Annotated in this window: 9 protein-coding genes; 3 read left to right on the forward strand and 6 right to left on the reverse strand. The window is 71.8% G+C overall.

Features of this window, described 5'->3' with window-relative positions; all coding sequences use genetic code 11:
* Nucleotides 1–32: 32 nt before the first annotated feature.
* The 3 genes from ACZ6CZ_RS37545 to ACZ6CZ_RS37555 form a co-directional block, all read right to left on the reverse strand.
* A complete protein-coding gene (locus tag ACZ6CZ_RS37545; protein ID WP_469030509.1) occupies nucleotides 33–398 on the reverse strand; it encodes a hypothetical protein in 366 nt (121 codons plus the stop codon).
* Nucleotides 395–658 carry a hypothetical protein gene (locus ACZ6CZ_RS37550; RefSeq protein ID WP_469030510.1) on the reverse strand — a complete coding sequence of 88 codons (264 nt, stop codon included), beginning with the start codon at nucleotides 656–658 and terminating at the stop codon, nucleotides 395–397. The genes ACZ6CZ_RS37545 and ACZ6CZ_RS37550 overlap by 4 nt, the downstream gene beginning before the upstream one ends.
* A gap of 155 nt (nucleotides 659–813) precedes the next feature.
* Nucleotides 814–990 carry a hypothetical protein gene (locus ACZ6CZ_RS37555; protein ID WP_469030514.1) on the reverse strand — a complete coding sequence of 59 codons (177 nt, stop codon included), beginning with the start codon at nucleotides 988–990 and terminating at the stop codon, nucleotides 814–816.
* A 497-nt stretch (nucleotides 991–1,487) separates the two neighbouring features.
* Between ACZ6CZ_RS37555 and ACZ6CZ_RS37560 the strand changes: the two genes are divergently transcribed.
* From ACZ6CZ_RS37560 to ACZ6CZ_RS37570, 3 genes are all read left to right on the forward strand, one after another.
* The gene (locus tag ACZ6CZ_RS37560) at nucleotides 1,488–1,682 is read left to right on the forward strand and encodes a hypothetical protein (RefSeq protein WP_469030516.1); all 195 of its coding nucleotides are present in this window, start codon (nucleotides 1,488–1,490) and stop codon (nucleotides 1,680–1,682) included.
* Nucleotides 1,683–1,937: 255 nt separating this feature from the next.
* The gene (locus tag ACZ6CZ_RS37565; protein ID WP_469030519.1) at nucleotides 1,938–2,510 is read left to right on the forward strand and encodes a hypothetical protein; all 573 of its coding nucleotides are present in this window, start codon (nucleotides 1,938–1,940) and stop codon (nucleotides 2,508–2,510) included.
* A 215-nt stretch (nucleotides 2,511–2,725) separates the two neighbouring features.
* Entirely contained in the window at nucleotides 2,726–2,887 is a 162-nt protein-coding gene (locus ACZ6CZ_RS37570; RefSeq protein WP_469030521.1) for a hypothetical protein, read from the forward strand.
* A gap of 162 nt (nucleotides 2,888–3,049) precedes the next feature.
* Here ACZ6CZ_RS37570 and ACZ6CZ_RS37575 read toward each other — a convergent pair whose 3' ends face one another.
* From ACZ6CZ_RS37575 to ACZ6CZ_RS37585, 3 genes are all read right to left on the reverse strand, one after another.
* Nucleotides 3,050–3,466 carry a hypothetical protein gene (locus ACZ6CZ_RS37575; protein WP_469030524.1) on the reverse strand — a complete coding sequence of 139 codons (417 nt, stop codon included), beginning with the start codon at nucleotides 3,464–3,466 and terminating at the stop codon, nucleotides 3,050–3,052.
* A 5-nt stretch (nucleotides 3,467–3,471) separates the two neighbouring features.
* A complete protein-coding gene (locus ACZ6CZ_RS37580; RefSeq protein WP_469030526.1) occupies nucleotides 3,472–3,621 on the reverse strand; it encodes a hypothetical protein in 150 nt (49 codons plus the stop codon).
* A gap of 827 nt (nucleotides 3,622–4,448) precedes the next feature.
* The gene (locus ACZ6CZ_RS37585) at nucleotides 4,449–4,742 is read right to left on the reverse strand and encodes a hypothetical protein (protein ID WP_469030529.1); all 294 of its coding nucleotides are present in this window, start codon (nucleotides 4,740–4,742) and stop codon (nucleotides 4,449–4,451) included.
* Between the last annotated feature and the right edge of the window lie 489 nt (nucleotides 4,743–5,231).

Consider the following 5,231-nt stretch of genomic DNA (forward strand, 5'->3'; position numbering starts at 1 on the left):
ACACTCGTAGAGCTTCGGCCGACCGCTTCGGGTCAGCTCGTCCAGGTCTTGATCTGAGCGGCGACCTCCCGTACCGGGAGCCCGTCGCGGGCGGCCCGGGCCAGCGGGAGAACGGTGTCCAGGCCGGCGCTCACCGGCATCCCGCACGCCGACAGGTAGGCCGCGGCCACCGTGGCGGCGAACAGCAGGTTCCGCATCTCAAGGCACGGGTTTCTCGCCAGCTCGCACAGCAGCGCGGCGGCCTTGTGATGAGGCTCGGGATAGACCTCGTGGTCAAGGATCTCCGCCCGGTGGCGGGCTTCCGCCGCGACCGGGACGCCGTAGTCGACGACCTGGGGATCGCCCGGAATCTGCTGGGCCACTGCCAGGATCCAGGCGAGATCGATGCGGAGATTCACGCAGCGTCCCTCGGTGCTGCCTCTGCCGGGGTGCTCGGCAGGCCGGGGTACCGGTCCTCACCGACTTCCGCGTCGAACACATCGGTGTAGGCGGCTAGGAACGATGAGGCGCCGGCCATGAAGGCCGCGCGGGACTGGTTCACATCGGCCTCGATCAGATCAGCCACATACCCCTGCAAGCTCAGGCCCCGGCGCTTGGCCCGCTCCTCAGCGGCCGCCTTGACGGCTTCGTCCAGTCGGATGTTCGTCTGCTTTCCCATGTCCACCACCATAGCTAGCGGCCGGTACCGCCGACTAGCACTCGCCCGTGAGGGGCCCTCCTGCCACACGGTCGGCCCGGACGCGTCAGTGTGTACAGCACGGTGCGCGTGCAAACACGGAGCCACCGCGTCCACCAGCTCGTCGCGCCGTGCGGTCAGGTACTCGTAGAACTCTTGCTTCCCCTGGCGAACAGTGCCTGGGTCCCGCACTCGTCGGGCACGGCGGGCACCGGCCGACACACGGCCGCCTCGACCAGGTTGAGCGGGGCGGAGTCGTCGAAGTCGGCGCGCTTCATCCGGGTCCAGTCGCGACCCTCGGGTATGGCGGTCACATAGGGCCTCCTGTCTGCGCTCGGGGCCGGGCGCGGGCGGCGCGCCCGGCGGGACACGGGTGCCCGGGGCAGTGCCGTGCTGTGCTTGCGCCGCACGGCGAGCTTCGCCCACAGCCAGATCGAGAGAACGCCCACAGCCTGTCCCACCCGGCAGCCGCGCTGCCGAGGAAGCTGCCCTCCCTCCCAGACCGCGGGCCAGAGGCGGGCCGCCCCGGCCACAGGCCGCCCGCCCGTTGAGTCCGTCGCTTAATCTCGCCTGAGGTGGGGGTGGGCATGGAGTAGATGGTTGTCGAATCCGTCTCGTACGTCGGTGTGTGTCCCGACTGCGGTGAGCAGATGGAGTGTCGGGGGACGCAGGCCTTCGCCGGCGGCCGCTTGCGGTGGGACGTCGAGGCAACGTGTTCCGCCTGCGGAGGTGCGGCAGCGGTGTGCGGTGGCACGGTGCCGGGCGAGCGGCGGCACCAGATGCTCTCCCGCACGGACCTGCGCGGCTGCGCGTGAGCGGTTCGTCGGCCCCGGTTGTCGCGGTGATGCGGGTGCTGCGGGCTGAGCTCGGTATCGACCTGACGACGGCGAAGGCCGTGGCCCGTCGTGTGGTGACCGGTGAGTACAAAGGGACGCTTCCGGAGATGGAGCACCTGGCTCGCAAGCTGAGGAAGGCCGGCATCACCGCTGCAGCAACGCGCGAATGATCACGGCTCAGAGTCCGTCCGACGGTTTCGCGCGACGGGCATGGGCGCGGGCGGGGTACCTTCAGGGTCCTGCTCGGCCCGCGTCCGGGGCCCGCGGCGACGCCGCTGCCGCCGGTGCGGCATCCGCCGGGGACAGCACCGCGGCCGCGTGCGGGCACCCGGCCGCGGGACAATCCCCTTTGCCCTCACGGCAGACGGGTGGCACATAGTGAACCTTGAATCTGGACCTCTTCCCTCAAGAACGGACGGCCCTGCGTGACGACCGCGCACCCTGCAACCCCCATCGAGCGCGTCCCGGGGCGGACCTGGACGGTCCGCCTCACCGGCTACGCCGACCGCTCCGCCACCGTCTCCTGCACCAACCCGGCCTGCAAGATGCCTGCGAAGTCCAAGGACCTGGCGGCCCTGCGCAGGTTCGCCGCCCAGCACGCCGCCGCCCACGCGAAGGCCGCCAGCCCCCGCCCCCACGCCTGGTGCCACTGCGGCTCCATGCGCTGCGAGGCACACCCGGACACCAGGACACACTGCGCCGGCGCCGTGACCCTCATCCTGCGGCACGACCCCACCGTGGGCCGCGTCTGGAACATCGAAGAAGTCTGCGCGGCCTGCGCCCCGCTGCTCGCGAACACCACCGTCGTCGCCCGCGCGGCCAGACCCACGCGCGGCAGCGAACAGCCTCCCGCGTCAGGGCCGGCCGCCCGGACGGGCGTTCCAGGCGGCTTCTCCTCAGCTGCAACCGGTCCGGCGGAAGCCGCGGCCGCGCCTCGACGCAGGCCTGCCCGCGCCTCGCAGCGGCCTCACCGCCGGGGCACGAACAGCGGACGCTGAGCGCCGCCCACCCTTCTCGTCGGTCCCTCACGCCAGCGCGGGCCACGGGCCGTGTCCCGCCGAGCGGAACGTTCCGTCCGATGCCCCCCGTCTATTCCCGCCTTGCGGGCCAGACCCAGGCGGTCAGCCGCCGCACCCGCTCTGCACGGGCATGCTGCCGCCAGCCGCCGTCCCCGGGCCGCGCGGCGCCCCCGACGCCGAGCAGAAGGTTCCCCATGAGCGAAGACCCCACCCCCGCCTCCGACGAGCGAGGAGCGGACGCGTACGCGCTGGCCTGGGTGAGCGAAGGGACAGGCGCCGTCGGCGTGGACGCTGCCCCGGCACCCATGGTGGGGGAGAGCGGGATCGCCGCGGGTGCCTGCCCAGCGTCGCGGTGAGCAGGCCGCCGGCCGCAGTACCGGCTGCCCGGGCGAGGGTGGTGCTGCGGCCGTTGTGCTGAAGTCCCGTCGTTGTACCGGCCGAGCAGCAGCGTGCGGGGTGCGGCCGGGGAGCCGGTGACCGCGTCGGCGAACGGGTCAACGCTTCCCGGCGGGATGGGGTCAGGCGGTGTTGAGGCTGGCCAGGGCGCTGTGGAGTCGGCGGACCGCGTCTTCGGCTTCCGTGTACTGCTGTGGAGTCGGCGCAACGGCACCGAAGGTGGGGCCGCCTCCGGCAGGCACGGCGCGCCAGTGAAGGACTGGCGTGAGTGCGGTGGCAGCTGCGCCCAGGAACCAGGCCAGGCGTCCATGAACGTGGGCGAGGGCGATGGCCACAGCAGCGAGTGCTTCCCGCAGGTGCTCCAACCGGTCGACCTCGGACAGGGTCTGCTGGGTCTGCGGGGCGCCCACGGCGGCGTGCAGGTCGGCGGCGGCCTTCGCCGCGACGGTTCGGTCAGTGGGTGTCAGGACCCAGACCTGATCACGGATCAGCCGTTCGGCTTCCTCCGCAAGGGCTTCGATGGCCCTCCGCATGTCCATACCCGTCATTCTACGGTTGAGCGATCTTGCGCATCGGTGGTGCGGCTTTCGTCGTCCGCAGAGTCGGGGAGCGGGAAGAGAAGGTCTTCGAGGGCGTCCAGGGCGAACAGGGCCGCCATCATAAGGATCGGCATCACGAGTGCGAGGACGAGCATGGGACCCTCCCCGTGACTGCGGGCCCAGGGCCGATCCGATCAGGGGGCCGGTCTTCAGGGTGCGGCCGAACGGTTGACGCCGCATGTCGTACCGCAGCCGCGGGGCGGGCTTTCGCGCGGCCGCACGCCCTCTACGCGGACCACCGCGCCCTGCGCACCCGCGGCCGGGGGACAAGCGCCCCGCCGCTGCGGGACCGGCGGGGTACTGGCGGTGCGATCTCGAACGCCCTACGGGCGGCGGGGCTCCTCGCCGGGCCCGATGTCGAGCGCTCGACAGCGCCGACCGCATCATCACCCGGTGCCATACCGGCGCCCGTGCCGACCCGATACCGCCCGGGGCCTGCTCGACTGGTCAACGGGTGAAGGCGCTTCCGGTGTCACCGCGTGGGAAGGTAGCCGGCACCCCTCAGTCCGCCGGAGCGGATGGCACGGGGTACCGGCCAACAGGGATCCACAAAAGGGGAATCTGCGGCCAGCATCGCCCGCTGCATGAGAGCCGCTTGTGCGCCGCGCTGAGGGCCCCGGACGCCGCTCGGACGCCCTCCGGGAGGCCACCACGGCGCAGCGAGCGCACCAGTGCGCAGCAGAGCCCTTTTCCGGGGTGGATGGGGCGGGGCGCGCGACCGGCCGCCGCCTGCCACGCGCCAGGGGCACCGGGCCGGTCGCTGCGCGGCCCCTGCGAGCGCTGCGCACTCGGCGCGTGCTGCGGGAGGTGGCTGCCGCTGCGCGGCCCCCCTTGCCGGACACCGCTGCGTGGCGACCGGGCCCCGACGCCTCATCCAGTGCCTGCCACGAGGGTGGAGCGCATCGAGCAGCGGAGCCCGCTGCTACCGGGTGCTGCACATGACGTAGAGGTCCACGTCGATCGGCTCGTAGAAGCTGCCGGCTTGGACCCACCAGCCGTCGCGGTCGGCTCCTTCACCGGTCAGACCGGGCCGGGACGCCCTGAGCGCCGACTCCTGGGTGTTCGCGGCGGCGCCGCCGCTGGTGACCCGTCGCCCGTTCAGGCAGGTCAGGAACCCGCCCGAGGGCTGGTTCTTGCTGACCTTGTAGGTCGACCACTGGTTGTCGGCGATGGGATCGGCGCACGCCGCGTAGCCGGCGACGCCGACGTTGCTCAACTGGTTGTTTCGCCCTTCGACCGTCCACTGCGTCGGCCCGGACGAAGTGACGGCCGACGGGTAGCTCCTGGTGAGGGTGGTGTACTCGCCCTGGATCTCACCTCCGCCGCCAGTGACGGGCGCTTCCGGGTCACATCGCCTGCATCACGGTGTACGAAGAGACGCTGTTCGAGGACCACGGCCTGGCCGCACCGTTGACGCCGTGCCCGTCCGAGGTGTTGCGGGACCGGCCGGAAGTGGACGACATCGTGGGGGAGTGCGTGGCATTGTCACGTTGGCTGACCGCGAGCGCGTACGTCCGTGGGTCACGAGCTTCTTCCGCATGCTTCTGGACCGGCTGCTTGGCGGCGCCTCCCGAGCGACGCTCGGGCGTTCGGGCGTTCGGTAGGGTTCGGAGGTGCTGGCTGTCTGGTCGGTGCCTTCCTGGGGGGGATGACGAGACGAGGAACATGCCGGAGCAAGCGAGCCCGCCTGTGATAGCACCGAGCG

The organism is Streptomyces sp. NPDC041135 (assembly GCF_055592085.1).

Excerpts from the sequence above, each read along its gene's own strand:
- ACZ6CZ_RS37570 (WP_469030521.1), top strand. The coding sequence starts at position 2,726 with ATGAGCGAAGACCCCACCCCCGCCTCCGACGAGCGAGGAGCGGACGCG.
- ACZ6CZ_RS37575 (WP_469030524.1), bottom strand. The coding sequence starts at position 3,466 with ATGGACATGCGGAGGGCCATCGAAGCCCTTGCGGAGGAAGCCGAACGG.
- ACZ6CZ_RS37580 (WP_469030526.1), bottom strand. The coding sequence starts at position 3,621 with ATGCTCGTCCTCGCACTCGTGATGCCGATCCTTATGATGGCGGCCCTG.
- ACZ6CZ_RS37550 (WP_469030510.1), bottom strand. The coding sequence starts at position 658 with ATGGGAAAGCAGACGAACATCCGACTGGACGAAGCCGTCAAGGCGGCC.